Source organism: Candidatus Cloacimonadota bacterium (genome assembly GCA_012522635.1).
GTDB lineage: Bacteria > Cloacimonadota > Cloacimonadia > Cloacimonadales > Cloacimonadaceae > Syntrophosphaera.
Genome location: JAAYKA010000009.1, coordinates 13,302 through 28,244 on the forward strand (window position 1 = coordinate 13,302; position 14,943 = coordinate 28,244).

General features: G+C 49.4%; 13 protein-coding genes and 1 pseudogene. 1 reads left to right on the forward strand and 13 read right to left on the reverse strand.

Annotated elements, in window-relative coordinates:
- Positions 1–4: 4 nt before the first annotated feature.
- The 13 genes from porU to GX135_00465 all read right to left on the reverse strand — a co-directional run bounded on the left by porU (position 5) and on the right by GX135_00465 (position 13,643).
- Positions 5–3,859, reverse strand: a complete 3,855-nt coding sequence (gene porU, locus GX135_00405; GenBank protein NLN84550.1) for a type IX secretion system sortase PorU — start codon at positions 3,857–3,859, stop codon at positions 5–7.
- On the reverse strand, positions 3,856–4,011 hold the full coding sequence (locus GX135_00410) for a hypothetical protein (GenBank protein NLN84551.1): 156 nt from the start codon (positions 4,009–4,011) through the stop codon (positions 3,856–3,858). Before GX135_00410 ends, porU begins: the two co-directional genes overlap by 4 nt.
- Before the next feature lie 18 nt (positions 4,012–4,029).
- Entirely contained in the window at positions 4,030–4,494 is a 465-nt protein-coding gene (locus tag GX135_00415; GenBank protein NLN84552.1) for a 23S rRNA (pseudouridine(1915)-N(3))-methyltransferase RlmH, read from the reverse strand.
- Positions 4,491–5,393: a bifunctional enoyl-CoA hydratase/phosphate acetyltransferase gene (locus GX135_00420; protein NLN84553.1), complete on the reverse strand. Its 903-nt coding sequence runs from the start codon at positions 5,391–5,393 to the stop codon at positions 4,491–4,493. Before GX135_00420 ends, GX135_00415 begins: the two co-directional genes overlap by 4 nt.
- A 27-nt stretch (positions 5,394–5,420) precedes the next feature.
- Positions 5,421–6,296, reverse strand: coding sequence for an RNA polymerase sigma factor RpoD/SigA (locus GX135_00425; GenBank protein NLN84554.1), 876 nt, complete (start codon positions 6,294–6,296; stop codon positions 5,421–5,423).
- A 23-nt stretch (positions 6,297–6,319) separates the two neighbouring features.
- Positions 6,320–7,468 (reverse strand): LysM peptidoglycan-binding domain-containing protein, encoded by a 1,149-nt coding sequence (locus GX135_00430; GenBank protein NLN84555.1) that lies wholly within the window; start codon positions 7,466–7,468, stop codon positions 6,320–6,322.
- Positions 7,469–7,511: 43 nt separating this feature from the next.
- Positions 7,512–7,781 (reverse strand): acylphosphatase, encoded by a 270-nt coding sequence (locus tag GX135_00435; GenBank protein NLN84556.1) that lies wholly within the window; start codon positions 7,779–7,781, stop codon positions 7,512–7,514.
- A gap of 189 nt (positions 7,782–7,970) precedes the next feature.
- Positions 7,971–8,711, reverse strand: a complete 741-nt coding sequence (phnC, locus tag GX135_00440) for a phosphonate ABC transporter ATP-binding protein (protein ID NLN84557.1) — start codon at positions 8,709–8,711, stop codon at positions 7,971–7,973.
- A gap of 6 nt (positions 8,712–8,717) precedes the next feature.
- Positions 8,718–9,644: a phosphate/phosphite/phosphonate ABC transporter substrate-binding protein gene (locus GX135_00445; protein ID NLN84558.1), complete on the reverse strand. Its 927-nt coding sequence runs from the start codon at positions 9,642–9,644 to the stop codon at positions 8,718–8,720.
- Between the two features lie 47 nt (positions 9,645–9,691).
- Entirely contained in the window at positions 9,692–10,957 is a 1,266-nt protein-coding gene (locus GX135_00450; protein NLN84559.1) for a DUF512 domain-containing protein, read from the reverse strand.
- Positions 10,958–10,961: 4 nt separating this feature from the next.
- A complete protein-coding gene (locus tag GX135_00455) occupies positions 10,962–12,101 on the reverse strand; it encodes an N-acetylmuramoyl-L-alanine amidase (protein NLN84560.1) in 1,140 nt (379 codons plus the stop codon).
- A complete protein-coding gene (locus tag GX135_00460; GenBank protein NLN84561.1) occupies positions 12,091–12,534 on the reverse strand; it encodes a cytidine deaminase in 444 nt (147 codons plus the stop codon). Before GX135_00460 ends, GX135_00455 begins: the two co-directional genes overlap by 11 nt.
- Before the next feature lie 2 nt (positions 12,535–12,536).
- A complete protein-coding gene (locus GX135_00465) occupies positions 12,537–13,643 on the reverse strand; it encodes a sodium ion-translocating decarboxylase subunit beta (protein ID NLN84562.1) in 1,107 nt (368 codons plus the stop codon).
- A gap of 535 nt (positions 13,644–14,178) precedes the next feature.
- Here GX135_00465 and GX135_00470 point away from each other — a divergent pair.
- Positions 14,179–14,508, forward strand: a pseudogene (locus GX135_00470) (ATP-binding protein).
- Positions 14,509–14,943 lie beyond the last annotated feature (435 nt).

A 14,943-nucleotide genomic window follows, 5' to 3' on the forward strand; every position in this document is an offset into this window, starting at 1 on the left:
TTTCCTATTTAAAAATCACGAGACGCTCGATGGCTTCGGCTTTCAAATCCTGGGTTTTGGCGCGGATTTTCACGAAATAGGTGTTGTTTGCCAAGCGGTGGCCGCTGCCATCTTTGCCATCCCAGGCAACACTGTTAAAGCCTTGTTTACCAAAGGCTTTGATGGTGTGCGCCTTCTTGCCGGTGATGGTGAAAATATCAATGTCCAGCTCGCAATCCTGGGAAAGCAGGAAGGTGAAGTTTGTGGCGCTGTCCATCGGGTTCGGATAAATCAAAAAGCGTTCAATGGAAAGTTCTCCGACTTTTTTCACGTTGAAATTCACGCTCGCCACCGCGGGAAGATTGAAATTGTCGAAAGCAATCATTTGTAGGGTGTGAGGACCTTCGCTGAGCCCGGAAAGCGGGAAAACCAACTGTCCAGCCGTGTGTGAATCCAAGTTGTAGCTGAAATAGTCTGTCACCACAATGGGTTGGAGCGCGTTATCCAAAACGAGCAGAATGCCGTGTCCGGAGATTCCAGACAGATTTATTCCGTTGCTGTCCTCGATTTTGGCATAGAGGGTGGTGTTTGGAGCGACTGTGTCTCCATCACGATAATCGTAGCTGCCCAAATACATTTCAATTTTGGGGGCGTCGGGGTTTTCCACATTAACCGTTTCATCATCGTAAGCAATTGGATGGCGGTAGTTTGTGTAATCCTGTTTTTCCACGGGGTCCCAATAATAGGAAACGACAAAACCCGTGTTTCCAGGAGTCGCATCGTCGGGAACGATGAAAGAGCTTTGAAAGGAACCACCTTCCAAGCTGACTTTTCCCGCGAAAAGCTGAGCGCCACGATGGCTCACGTGCGTTTGCCAGTCGAGGTCATATTCCGTTTCGGTGTTGAACACCTTCACCTCCGCGATTCCATTTGCATGTGATTCTGAAAATTCACCTTCGATGGAAACCAGGTCTCTGTGGCGTAAGGCATTTTCGAAGGGTGAATTATGCTGTCCACTCACATTCATTTGCTCGCTTGGAATGGGAGGAATCACTCTTAAGTGAGGGTCGCCCATAAGAACGTAAACTGCATCGTTGTCGTTGTTTTCGGTGTATGCAATCTTTGCCAGCATGATGGATTTACCCAGAGGGTAGCGTTCATGGGTGATGTTTTTCAACACATTTTTCATCATGGCCGCGTTGCTTGTGGGCCCGCTGAGCCGGGTGGCTGAATAGGAGGCAATGGCACCCAGATTGTTCATCAACACGGTTTTTTGTCCCAAGCTTTCAAAGCCCCAATAATCAAAGTGGGAAACACTGCAACTGGCAGCCATGAAAAAGGGCAACTTGTTGGGATTGTTGAAGCGTCCCATATCCGCCGCGCCATTAAAATAGTCTTCGGAGCCCAGCTTGTCGTAGCTGCCATGACCGAGGTAATACCAAAGCAGGCGGCCATCGTTGATGGCTTTGAACATATCGTCCCGGGCTTCAGGTTTGTTCTGAAACTGGTCGTAGGGATATTCCCAGGCAAAGATTTTGTCTGTCAGCATACTGGGGTGGATAACCGTTCCAGCATGTTGGGCCTGCTGGGTGTGGATGCTTTCGTAGGCATTCGAACTGCCATTGTAAAGGTCGTCACCAAGTATAATTGTGGAGTTTCTCCACCAGCCGCCCTGAGGATTGCGGGTGTAATTTTCAAAATTGGAGAGCATCACAGCGAGTTCGTTTTCATTGGTGACGGGATAGCGCCCCACCGCCAATTCCGGATAGGCGGCTTGAGTGAGCATCACAAAATAGTCATCCGAGGCAATCAGGTTTCTCTGATAGGTGATAATTTTGTTTTTGGACTGGGCTTGACCGGAGAAATTTCGCCAGTCCATGGTTCCCAAACCCAAAAGTGTGACCGAACTCAAGCGTGGGAAGGGATAATTGTAATACGCAAAGCGCAAAAATTGGCGCAGGGCAACTGGGTCGGGATGTCCGCCGTTGAATTGGTCGAAAATGTCGCTTTGTTTCACCACTTGGCTGCGTAAACCGTAATCCACCCAATACATATCAGCCAAAACCTGAGCTTGGCTCACAAATTCATCTGGTGTGATGATAATGTTGTCCCGAGAAGTGAGGTTGGCGCTGAGGTCGGTGGGGTTTTTGAAGGTCACATTCAGGGGTTCATGTAAATCTGCGTCGGCACTGAGCCAAAACCTGGTGTTGCTGGTTCCGTTGCCAACAAAATAGCTCTGCGAACCGGAAGTTTGCAGGGGCAGCATCGTCACATCCGAAAAACCGTTCACGCGGTAGATTCTGGTGTTCGCGTTACCTGAAACATTGTAGCGGACGGGAATATTGAGGTTCAGTTCCATCTGCTTCACCGGCACCTGGCTTTCGGCTTTTTGTATGCGGCGGCTGTAATCCAGGGTTATCCAATCCAGGAAAATGTTGTCTGTGCCCGACCTTAACACTTTGATGCGCAAGGTGTTCTGGCCATTGATTAGGTTTGGAACTTCCTTGTAAAATGAATAGGTGCCGAGGCCACTCCAAGAGAAAATATCCGAACCTGCGCTATTTGCCAAAATGGGTTCGTCATTCAGGAAAACCTTAATTTTGTGCTGGGTCGGCGTGGGGCTGCTCACATCCTCCTGCCGCATTGAAAACCTCAAAGCTCCAGTGCTGCCGGGAACAGGGTCGGGAATCTGAAGCTGGAATTCATATTCAGCGTCGGAGTTGCCGAACAATCTTGTCATATACCAATCAAAGCCAATCGTTTCCCGGCGATGGTTTTCTTTTTCGAGGCGGAATTGGTCTGAAAAGCGGTCGGTTTGCGCGTTCCAGGATTGTTGGATGGGCAGGGTTTCCATCCGCAGCGGTTCGCCTGAAAATTCCCCAGCGAAAGTGAGCCACCAAATCGTGTTGCCACCGTAAGGATTGTAGTAGGTGGCTGCATATTGCAGGCTTGTGTTTTTACCGACGCCATCGCGGTTTGTGCCATAAAAAACAATGTAGTCCTGAGGGTCAAAACTTCCGTCTTCGGCGCCCACAACCCTGATGGGAACTTCCACAAACTCATTTCCGGGGTGGACGATTTCGTGGGTGAGCATTTGGCCACCATTGGAGAAAAGGCGAAAGCTGCGCGGGTCGATGTCTTCCAGAGGAAAACCCGCCAGATGTTGGGGCGTAATCTTGAACAAGCCTTCGCGGTCGGTTTCCAGCCTCAGCCAATAATCTGATTTTGAAAAATCCGCGTAGTGAATCTGCTGTTTTGTGGGATTATGAAACTGGACAGCCTGCTTTGGGTTCACCATGGTTTGAACGAAAGCTTCAGCCAAATCATCATTCAGAGGCATTCCCCGGAAGCTGGTGTCACCCTGAATGTCAATCCGAATCAGGGCTTGTTGGGTTATTTGCAAGGAAAACTGACCATCGTAGCTAAAAGGGCGAATCTGAAGTGACACGTAAGGAACATCTCTAAAAGTGCTGGGTTCCAGCATCTCCAAAAGCGGTTTGGAAGGCTGGCGATAAAGCTCTTTATCCACCTCGATGTGGTATTCGGAAATCTCTTCACCCATGCGCACCTCTGGAACCGGTAAAAGCTGTTTGGAAAGGGTTTGTGAGCCTTGGGATGAGCTCAGTAACACAGCGGAGGCGTTCCCTGAAGGTGGCAGAGCGATTTTGATTTCCTCCACTGGCAAAAGTGGCGCTCCCACTTTGGTTTCATACGCTGCTCCGTGCATTTCCAAATGCAAAAACTCCCCGGCTTCATGGAGTTGGAAATCGCCCAGGCTATATTCAAGCAGGACATGGCGTTCCGTGGTTTCCAAAACCCGAACCGTTGCTCCAGCCGCGACCACAGCCACCAGAGCGATAACGACAAGAAACTTTCTCATTTTCCCTCCTTACTTGGCAACAGTTTTTCCAGCGCGAGGATGAGCAGAAAAATCAAGCCCATAAAAATAAATATCCCCGCCATCCCCACCGCCATGATGAGCAGGGATTGTTTAAAATTTTGCGCCACTGAGGCAAGAAGTATCTGTGTCATTGGTCGGCTCCTTGGCTTTTAATGGTGGTAATTTCTGCCGTGTGAAATCATCTGGGCGCGGTAGATTTGTTCCAGCAGGAAAATCCGTGCCATCTGATGGGTGAAGGTCATTTTCGAAAGGCTCAGTGTGGCGTTGGCACGCTTTTTCAAGCTTTCATGCGCGCCGTAAACTCCTGCAATGAGGAAAACGACAGACTTTTTCTCAGACAAGTTATCCAAAAATACAGCAAATTCAAGCGAAGTTTTTTCCATGCCTTGTTCATCCAAAAGCACCAGAAAATCATCTTCGTCAATACGTTTTAGGCAAGTTGTTGCCTCTTTGGCGATTAGGGTCTGGATGTCCGGTGTGGATGTGATGCTGACATCCGGGATTTCCGTGATTTCCAGCTTGAGAATGTTTCCCAATCTTTTGATATATTCGGCGCATCCTTGCTTCAGCCAGGATTCACGGGTTTTACCAAGCTGGAAAATCTTAAGCTTCACTGCTTCATGCAGGCCAAAGCCATGGCCATGCACAGCATTTTCAGTTCACCACGGTCTGCGCGGGAGGGAATCAAAATCGGAGCTTTGGTGCCAACCACGACGTGGGCAACCCGCCAGCCACAATAATATCCCAGCATTTTGCCAAATATATTGCCGGCTTCGATGTTTGGCACGATGAAAACATCAGCCTGTCCCGCGACGGGGGATTCGATGCCTTTAATTTTGGCGGCTGCTGCATCCACGGCGTTATCAAAAGCCAGCGGGCCTTCAATGACGCATCCGGTAATCTGTTTGCGCGCGTTCATGCGTGAGATTAGCGCCGCGTCGATGGTTGATTGCATTTTGGGATTCACCGTTTCCACCGCTGTCAATATTGCCACTTTGGGCAGAGGCGAACCCAGACTGTGGGCAACCTGCACCGCGTTTTTCACGATGGCGATTTTTTCTTTGAGGTCAGGATACAAATTTACGCCACCGTCGCTGAGCAGCTTGAGCCCATCCGGATGCTCGTATGCCAAAACATCGGAAATCACATCGCTTTCACGCAGGCCTTTTTCTTTGTCCAAAACCGCTCGTAAAAGCTGGCCGGAATCGGTTTTACCCTTCAAAAGGATGTCACCTTTGCCTTCGCGAACCAATTCAACACTCTTGTGGGCGGCTTTATTCAAATCTGAGCCCACATCCACGATTTCAAAGTCCTGGGCAAGTTCCGGAGCCATGTTTTGTAAGAGAGCTTGGATTTGAGGCTTGTCGCCAACGAGGAGACACTCTGCCAGGTCGTCCTTTTTTGCCAAAATTGCCGCGTCCAAAACGGATTCGGTCTGAGCCGCGGCGATAACCACGGTCCCGCGACGTCCGGTTTTCACCGCCGCCATCATTTCTTCAAAATTTTTATACATAAGTGTCTCCGCCTCCCAAGCCAGAGCTTAGGTGCTATATTTTTCTATGAATTCGTCCACAAAAGCGTCTTCATCGGGATTGAGGTCTGCCAGAATCTTTTTCAACGCTTCCTTTTGGATTTGTCGCACCCGCTCACGTGAGAGCCCCATTTTTTCCGCTATCTGAGCAAAGTTTTGGGTTTCCTGGTTTTCATTCAAACCATAGTAGGTGCGGATGATATCTGCCTCTCGTTGGTCCAGGCGGTCGATGGCCCGGCTCAGTTTTCCCTCTATGCGCTCCCGGTGATAGCGAACTTGCGGGTCGGTTTCTTCTTCATCACGAATCATATCGCGGGTGGAAAACTCCTGAAAATCGCTGCCGCTCATGATTTCATCGAAGGAGGTGGTTTCAACCATCTGGTCTTGAAGCTGTTCAATGGATTTTTCCGAGATATTCATCTTTTCGCTCAGTTCCTCGGCGGAAGCCCGCTCTCCGGTTTCTGTGTAAATGCGGTCTTGAGTTGCTTTCACCCGGTGGGCGGAACTGGATTTTCCCAAGGGAACCCGAATCAGCGAACTTTTCTCGGAAACCGCCAACATGATGCGCTGTTTAATCCACCAAATGGCATAAGAAATGAGTTTGATGTTTTTTTCGGGGTCGAATTTTTCGATGGCTTTCAACAAACCGATATTGCCTTCGCTGATGAGTTCGGAAAGCGATAAACCTCGGTTTTGATAGCGCGCGGCGATTTTCACCACGAATTTAAGATTGGCCTGAACCAGGCGGTTGATGGCGTCCTGGTCTCCATCCCGGGCGCGCAAACCCAGCTCTCGTTCTTCCTCACGGCTCAGCGGGTTGAACTTCGATATTTCCTTCAGATAGTTTTGCAGAGCTTGGTCCGCGAATACGTTTTCCCGGTTCATTGTTCCTGCTTCATCCTAACACCTTAAAAAGGCAATACCTTGCGGGGGTTTATGGCCGTGCCTTTCACGCGGTATTCAAAGTGCAGATGTGGCCCGGTGGAATTTCCCGTGGAACCCATGTTCGCGATATGTTGTCCACGTTTAACCTTGTCGTTCACCTTCACGAGATTCTTCTCGTTGTGGGCGTAAACGGTAATCACAAAATCCGGATGCTCAATCAAAACCACGTTTCCATAGCCGCGTTGAACGCCGGAAAACACGACCACGCCATCCAGAGCCGCGTAGATGGGTGTACCGGATTTGTTGGCGATGTCTATACCTTTGTGCGCCCTTCCTTTACGCATGCCAAATTCAGATGTCACACGTCCCTGGGTGGGCATGAAAAGGTCGCTGCGAATCCCTCCGGCGCTGGAAGCGCTGCTTTGAGAGCTGCCCTTCTCGGGAGGTGTGCCAACCAACCAAAGCCTCTGGCCTGTCTGGATACTGTCGGAAGTCAGATTATTACGCGCTTTCAGCTCGTCAACGCTTATCCCGTTTTCCCGGGAGATTTTGAAAAGAGTGTCACCTTTTTGAACCACATAAATCCTCTCGACGACGACTGTATCCGCCACTGCGGGAACCTTGTCTTGAACGGCTGGAACTGGTGATTCCACCGTTTTGTCAGCCCCCGTAAAGCCGGAAGGGTCTTTGATAATCAATCTGTCGCCTGCGTGGATGGTGTAGTTATTGATATCCAGATTATTCCATATTTCCAGTTCCCTCTGGGTGACGCCATGATTCACGGAAATGCGGTAAATCCCTTCGCCTTTTTGGACGGTATAATAATAATCATCGGGGAGTTCCAGCTTGGCAGTGTCCTGGGAATCCGTTTCCCTGGGTTTTTCCTCGGGAGCGGGTTTCGGTGGATTTTGCTCTGCCACCGGTGTTGGTTTCGGCTCTGGTTTCGCGGGTTTTTCGAATGAAGTTTCCTTGATTTTCAGAACCTGACCTATATGGATGAGGTTATCACCCTCAGCCATGCCGTTCAATTCCCTAATCTGAGCTGATGTAACGTTATATTTTTGGCTCAGATTATATATTGTATCGCCCTTTTCGACCTTGTGGGTTTGATATTGAGCCGACAGCAAAAAAGGTGTCAAAAACAACAGTAAAATCAACAGAATCCGAATCATTTCGGTTCTGAACACCAGATTCAAACCGCTCTCCAATCTTTTATTATCGTATGCTAAAATCTTCATAATCAATCGTATTATCCAATTCATTCACGCTGAGACCGCGCACTCTGATGAAGCCGCGTCCGGCGCGAACAAGCTCCACAAAAAGCTCAAGGTCCTGACGTTCGCCGGTGGCTTCGATGAGCACGCTCCCATCGCGCAGGTTTCGTGTCCAGCCTCCAATCCGACTGTGGCGGGCGCAGTTTTGAACGTATCTGCGAAAACCAACTCCCTGCACACGACCGGTGACCAGTATTTCCCATGTAAGCATATTACAATCCATTTGTGGAATAAATCTTTGTATTTTCAGGGGCGATATTTGTCAAGTATTCGTTTTCTTCGGCTTTGCCAGCGTATCTTTTCCACTTGTGTCGAATCGTGTTTTTGGGGGTGGATTGCGGTTTCCCAGGATAAATAAGAAATATTTTAAACCTTCGTGGCTTGGGATGGCTCCCCTGTCTCAAATTTCCTGCGCGTCCTGTCCGTAAATCTGTTTGAAGCGTTCGTTATCGATTTCGGAAGGCAGGCCCTGAAATGCCACTTTGCCGTCCTTGAGCGCAATCACCCTGCTTCCATAACGCCTTGCCAGGGATAGGAAATGCAGTGAACAGATGGCTGTGATGCCCTCGGAGTTTATTTCTCCTAGATATCTCATGATGGAATCCGCGGTGGCGGGATCCAGGCTTGCCACGGGTTCATCCGCCAAAATTATGGCTGGTTCCTGCATCAAGGCGCGGGCGATGGCGACCCTCTGTTGTTGTCCTCCGGAAAGGTGTCTCACCTGGCGTTTTGCCATATCCTGAAGCCCAACTCTTTCCAGATTCCGATAGGCTGTCTCAATTTCCTGAGCGCTGCTTTTTTCCAAAAGTCCGCGATAGCCCAGCCTGCCCGTCAAGACGTTTGTGAGTACGCTCAGGTTTTTCACCAGGTTGAATTGTTGGAAAACCATCCCGATATTTCTGCGGTAGCGGCGCAATTGCGATGCGGAAAGCCCTCTCACGGATTCTCCTTCAAAAAACACGTCGCCGCCATCGGGTTCGATGAGCCGGTTGATACAGCGAAGCAGGGTGGATTTGCCACTGCCGGAAAGCCCCAGCAGAATCACAAACTCACCCTGTTTCACGTCAAAACTCACGCCATCCAAGGCAAAAACCTTGCCGTCGTAGCTCTTTCTCAGGTCTCGGATTTCAAGTTGTGCCATTCGGGTTTAGTTTTTCAAAATCTTGCCGGCGTCCATTTCCAGTGTTTCCAGCGTCCTGCGAACGATGTCATAATCCGCGTCCTTGGCTGGTTGCAGGCCATCGATATCATACAGTTTGTGCAGGATTTCCTGTCCCTGTCCGGTTTGGGCAAATTTCTCCAGGGCTTTCATCAGTTTTTCCTCCACATCCTGGGGCAATCCACGCCGGAATGTGACGGTATCGTTTGGAATGGAATCCGTCAGCGCCACAATCTTAACCTTTTCCAACACATCAGGATAGGTGTCCAAAAGCTTTTCCCTGGCGTCTCGGGGACGTCCATTCGCTTCGGGTGACCAATATGTGCAGCCCACATCCGCGTTGCCATTATAAACCGCCATGATGGCTTGGGGATGTCCTCCTGCGAATGTATATTTAGCGGGCTCGATTCCCTCCCGTTTCAAAATCGCTGAAGGATAGATGTAACCTGCGGTGGAAGCCGCGTCCGTATAGGCAACCACCTTCCCGGCGATGTGGGAAAGGCTGTCAATTCCGCTGTCTGCACGCGCCACAAACTGTCCACAATATTTGGTCAATCCGTTGCGCACCGTGATAAATTTCACATCCGCGCCATATTTGTCATGTGCCAAAACGTAGGCAAAGGTTGCCAACCAGGCAACATCCGCCTGATATGACCCAATTGCCTCAATCACAGCAGCATAGCTGGTTGGAACCGCCACCTTGAAGTGATAACCGGTTTCCTTGTGCATCCAATCCGCGATTGCCTCCCCGCTGCTAATCACGGAAGAAGCCTCCATCGAAGGCACAAAATACATTTTGATGGGGTTTTTCTTTGAACCCAGCTCTAAATTTGCCTTTGCCAGCCTGTCGGCGTCGCTCATGCAGGATGTCAGAAACACGGCAAATATAATCAAAAGAAAAGTGAATCTTTTCATGAGATAGTCTCCTGGTTAATATAAATATTATCGAAATAATACATGCTTCAAATCCAGTCCCAATCCTCAAAGTATTGGTCAATCACCAACAGATTCCGCCCCAGCTTGTCCCGCAGCTCAATCTGGGAAACCTCGTCCAGGCTCAGCCCGTCATGGTTGAACACGTTGGAAGGCAAAATCACGGTCTCGCCTCGCTTTGCGCCGTGTTGAGCCAAAATGTCCGAAGCGGAAAGCAAGCCGCTCACATTCACCTGCCCACCCAAAAAACGGTTTTCAATCGGCTTCACGCGAACGCTTGACCTCTCCAAACCCTTGTTCAGCTTCACCGCGATGGCTTCCAGGTTTGAAGCCGCTAAAAGGGATGTGATTAAAACGCAGGAAGCCCCGCTTTTATCCAATTCCCTTGTCAGGGCGCGGCGTCGGCGTCCAAATCTCATCCAGCTCAGCCGCGTCATGCCGATTCCATTTTCCAATTGCGGAAAATCCCCGTAATAACTTGCGTTGGGGATATCGATTCCCGCCAGGATAAAGAGTTCATCCGCCGCCTGAACCAAGGGATGATTTTCCCTGTATTCATCAATGATTTCAATGGTTTGCGCCGCCAGTTTGCCGTCAAATGGCTCCAGACGGGTCAGCTTTTCTCTCCAAGCGGTTAGCCCAACTGGAACCACCCCCACGGAAAGCGTGTTGATTCTGCCATCCAACAGTTCCTCAAGGCTTTGCCTCAGTTCGTCCCCACAGTTGTATCCCGGAACACAAACAATCTGAAGGTGAAAGCTTATCCCCTTGCGGGACAGCGCTCTGAGCGTTTTCAACACATCAAATTCACGCGGGCTGCCCATCAGATTTTGCCTCAATTTGGGATTACTGCAATGAACCGAAACGTAAAGCGGGCTGATGTGCTGGTTTACGATGCGCTCCAGTTCTCGTTTTCCGAGGTTATTCAGGGTGATAAAATTTCCAAACACGTAGGAAAAAAGATAGTCGTCGTCTTTTTCGTAGAGGCTGGGACGCAGCCCTGGCGGAAGTTGGTCGATGAAACAGAACACACAACGATTCGCGCAGGGCGTCAACTGATGTGGCTCCGGTTCGATTCCCAGCGCTTTTCCCGGCTGTCTGAAAACGCTCAGCTCCCTGGTTTTCCCCTCCGCGTCACTCAGCTCAAAATCAAGCTGATAATCATTCGCGTAATATTCCAGGTCAAAAAAATCGCTGATTTCCATGCCGTTGATGCTCAAAATGGTGTCCCCGCTTTTAATCCCGGCTTTGGCAGCCTGACCACGAGCGTGAACCTCTAATATCTTCAGCGGCATCTCTTTATCCGATTTTCCTCACCCTGTCATAATTATGTTTAAAGCGCTTTATGCCCTCAAAAATCGTCCGCGCCATGCGTTCCTGATATTCCGGATTTGCCAACAGCGCCTCTTCTTCCGGGTTTGATATGAAGCCCATTTCCACCAGGATTGCCGGCATAAAAGCTCCCCGCAACACATAAAAGTTCGCTTGTTTCACGCCCCGATCTTTGCCTTGCGAACCGGAAACCATGTTGCGTTGAACCAAGCTTGCCAAAGTGTTGCTGGATTCCAGATATTCCGTCTGGCTCATATCGCTGAGGATAAAATCCAACGCGTCATATTTCTTTTGCGCCTCAGCGCCTTCATACAGCTCCACCACCCCGTTTTCCAGGGCTTCCACGGCGCGGGAATCGGTTGTGGAACGTGTTGATAGATAATAGGTTTCGATGCCTTTCGCGCTTCGGTTTGTGGACGCGTTTGTGTGGATACTCACAAAAATATCCGCCTTCCTGTCCGTCGCGAATTTGGTGCGGCTGGAAAGCGACATATAGACGTCTTCCGAGCGCGTCATCAAAACCTCCACGCCCAATTCCTGCTGGAGCATGGTTCTCAAAAACAGGGCGACGCTTAGATTGAGGTCTTTTTCACGAACCTTGTTTTTCCCAACCGCGCCGGGGTCTTTCCCGCCGTGTCCAGGGTCCAAAACCACGCGCAACACACCTCTATCCTGGGGTGTGGGCATCTGCAAAACGTCATCAACGAGCTGGACAGTCGCCGGAAAATGTCGCGGAAGGCAGTTCTTGAAAAAATGAGCCGGGAGATAGTGTTCATCGCCATCCTGTAGAAACGGATATTGCATGTTGAACACGTTTTCCCCAAAGCTGTAAAAGGATGAATTCAACAGGAAATTGAACTGCTGTCCATTCAGCCAAAAATAGACGCGGTGGTCGCTATATTCGCTGTATTCCACCCGCGCAACGGTGTGTAAAAGCTTGTTAACCTCTTCCAGAGCAACATAGTCCCGGTTTTCCAGCCTCACCGTGGAAAGCTTTTTGGGCAGCTTTGTGGGCATTAAAAGAATGTTTACATCCGCCTCCAAAAGCCCGATGGCTAAAAGGCAGCCCATCAATATGGGCAGGATTTTGGTCAATTTATAATTCATAATCGGGTTTTCCTTGAAAACATGGGGATTCAGCCTCTCCCCCGCCCTCGGCTTCCTGAAGCAGAAACGCCTGTGGCAAAAGGGTTTCCAAATCACTGAACACACTGCCCAAACGGTTGGCGTAAAGAATCTGCATCCGGGGGTTGAATTCCGCCAAAACCTGTCGGCAAGCGCCACAAGGCGGGAAAATCTCATCAGAATCAACATAGATGGCAATGGCGGAAAAATCCCTGTTTCCGGCGTTGATGGCGTTGAAAACGGCGTTGCGCTCGGCGCAGATGGTCAATGAATAGGATGCGTTTTCCACGTTACATCCGGTGTGGATACTGCCGTCATCGCAAAGCAGGGCAGCGCCAACCCGATAGCCGGAATAGGGCGCGTAAGCCTGTTGAGCCGCGGTTTTGGCTCGCTCCAAAAGATAGTCAAAATCCATAATTATAAGCTCCCCAAAAGCGCCAGAATCAGGCCTCCGGCAATCACGGAACCGATTTGCCCGCCAACGTTAACGCTCACCGCTGGCATCAACAAAAAGTTGAAAGGGTCTTCTTCCTGACCCATTTGATGCACCACCCTTGCGGACATCGGAAACGCCGAAATCCCACAGGCGCCAATCATTGGGTTGATTTTTTGTTTGCGAAAAAGGTTCATGAATTTGGCAAAAAGAACACCACCAATGGTGTCAAAAATGAAGGCGACAAGTCCCAGCCCGAAAATCAACAGGGTTTGGGGCTTCAAAAACAACTTTCCGTTCATGGTGGAAGCGATGCTGATGCCCAGAAGGATGCTCACCAGGTTGGTCAGTTCGTTCCTTGCGGATTTCTCCAGCCCGCCCAAAACTCCGCATTCCCGCAGTAGATTCCCAAACATCAAAAACCCAATCAGCGCCACGGATGCCGGAACCAAAATCCCCGCAATCAGCGTGATGACGATGGGAAAGATGATTTTCACAGTTTGAGAAACCTCGCTTTCCTTATAATCCATGCGGATTTTGCGTTCTTCACGGGTGGTGAGCAGCCGAATCACCGGCGGTTGGATGATGGGCACCAAAGCCATGTAGGAATACGCCGCCACGGATATCGCCGGCAAAAGCTCCCGCGCGAAGCGGTTTGCCACATAAATGGACGTCGGACCGTCCGCCGCGCCGATGATGCCAATCGCTCCCGCCTGTTTGAGGTCGAATCCCAAAAGCGTTGCCAATGCGAATGTTACGAATATCCCAAACTGCGCCGCCGCCCCAAACAACAACATGGATGGCTGTTTCAACAGCGGCGTGAAATCAATCTGAGCCCCGATGCCAATGAAAATCAACAGCGGAAACAGTTCGGTGGCAATACCAGCGTCAAAAAGTATCTGCATCGGCCCATGTGGCCCCACAGCCGACGAAAACGGGATATTGGCCAAAATCGTGCCAAATCCAATCGGCAAAAGCAACGCCGGTTCATACTTTTTCGCGATGGCTAACCAAATCAGCACCAAGCCGATGAGAATCATCGCCCCTTGCTGCCAATGAAAAGCCAAAATTCCGCTAAATAACGATTGCATCAGGGTCTCCATCATTTTTCATTTGAAAATCCATCATTTCAACTCTGTTTGGTTTGTCAATGTAATGTCATCACCTTCATAACTAACTGAATACGTTAATGTTACAAAAAGCGAGTAACACAAACATCGATATTTTTTTCTTCCATCACACGGCTCAAATTAAATATAACACAACCGTAAGACAAAATAATCTTCAGCAAATTACACACTATCAATTTGGCAAAACCGTATTCCATTCATTGAAATGACGAACTCTCTTGTTTCTTCTATATCCATATATTTCATCTCTGCAAGAGCAGGGAAAATACAAATTTATAACTCACTGTCCTTTTGTCAAGAAGAAGAACCCCACGAGAGTGGAGTATATTTATGATGCAGGCTTCCACCTGCATTTACCCTAGGTTCATCCCCACACACGTGACAGATTATTTTGAATTCCATTTTCATAGAGAAGATCTACCATCCAAAAATGGGGTAGGGGATGTATATAACTACATTTACTATCCGTCCAAATCCAAATGGAATAACGTTACGGATAAGAGACTTGGTGGATCAAACCTTGGCAGTGGTGATCTTGGTGGGGATGCAGAATGCCAAGGACAGACTGAACCAGATCAATGCCTACTACTTTGACCGTTGCAACTACTTCTACGAGTTTGAAACGATCAGTAAGGATGATATCCGCTTACTGACCCAGGAGATGATGAACTGTCCCTGCCCGGAGCCAATGGTTAACTATATCCATTTCAACGCAGCCGGGAATCTGAGGAAGGCCATCAAGATCATGCACATGATCGAACTCCGCAGCAAGATGAACCCCATCCAAGCCATGAACGAGATCAATGCTAAACTGGGGGCCTTATGACTTCCAAAGACCTGGTTATCCGCTTCGTCACCTCCAGCCGGGGCTTCTTTGTGATCGAACAGATCATGGAAGGCACAGGCCTGTCCAGGCGAGTCATCAAGCGGGTCTTGAATGAACTGGTAGCTGAAAACTGTGTTTGCCAAATCTCGAAACGTGATCCGATCTATAGCCTAGACTATGAACATACGGCAAGGATCAGTACCATCCACTGTACAGACTGGGCTTACAGCATCGAAGACTGCGAGAAGCTGATGTGGGCTTTGGATGGCAGGTACATTAGATCTAGCAGAGCTCTGGCTGCCAAGATAGGGAGAAGCCGCCAGTGGGTCTTCAAGTATCTGGAGGCCCTGATCTCGGTGGATGCCATCGGTATCAGAAAGGCTGGATACTATGTAACCTGTTATGAGAACATGTATAAGGTCGGCACTGTCATCA

What these genes read in the sequence shown, in the direction of transcription:
- porU (NLN84550.1), bottom strand. Translation starts at nt 3,859, where the DNA reads ATGAGAAAGTTTCTTGTCGTTATCGCTCTGGTGGCTGTGGTCGCGGCT.
- GX135_00410 (NLN84551.1), bottom strand. Translation starts at nt 4,011, where the DNA reads ATGACACAGATACTTCTTGCCTCAGTGGCGCAAAATTTTAAACAATCC.
- GX135_00420 (NLN84553.1), bottom strand. Translation starts at nt 5,393, where the DNA reads ATGTATAAAAATTTTGAAGAAATGATGGCGGCGGTGAAAACCGGACGT.
- GX135_00425 (NLN84554.1), bottom strand. Translation starts at nt 6,296, where the DNA reads ATGAACCGGGAAAACGTATTCGCGGACCAAGCTCTGCAAAACTATCTG.
- GX135_00430 (NLN84555.1), bottom strand. Translation starts at nt 7,468, where the DNA reads ATGATTCGGATTCTGTTGATTTTACTGTTGTTTTTGACACCTTTTTTG.
- GX135_00435 (NLN84556.1), bottom strand. Translation starts at nt 7,781, where the DNA reads ATGCTTACATGGGAAATACTGGTCACCGGTCGTGTGCAGGGAGTTGGT.
- phnC (NLN84557.1), bottom strand. Translation starts at nt 8,711, where the DNA reads ATGGCACAACTTGAAATCCGAGACCTGAGAAAGAGCTACGACGGCAAG.
- GX135_00445 (NLN84558.1), bottom strand. Translation starts at nt 9,644, where the DNA reads ATGAAAAGATTCACTTTTCTTTTGATTATATTTGCCGTGTTTCTGACA.
- GX135_00450 (NLN84559.1), bottom strand. Translation starts at nt 10,957, where the DNA reads ATGCCGCTGAAGATATTAGAGGTTCACGCTCGTGGTCAGGCTGCCAAA.
- GX135_00455 (NLN84560.1), bottom strand. Translation starts at nt 12,101, where the DNA reads ATGAATTATAAATTGACCAAAATCCTGCCCATATTGATGGGCTGCCTT.
- GX135_00460 (NLN84561.1), bottom strand. Translation starts at nt 12,534, where the DNA reads ATGGATTTTGACTATCTTTTGGAGCGAGCCAAAACCGCGGCTCAACAG.
- GX135_00465 (NLN84562.1), bottom strand. Translation starts at nt 13,643, where the DNA reads ATGCAATCGTTATTTAGCGGAATTTTGGCTTTTCATTGGCAGCAAGGG.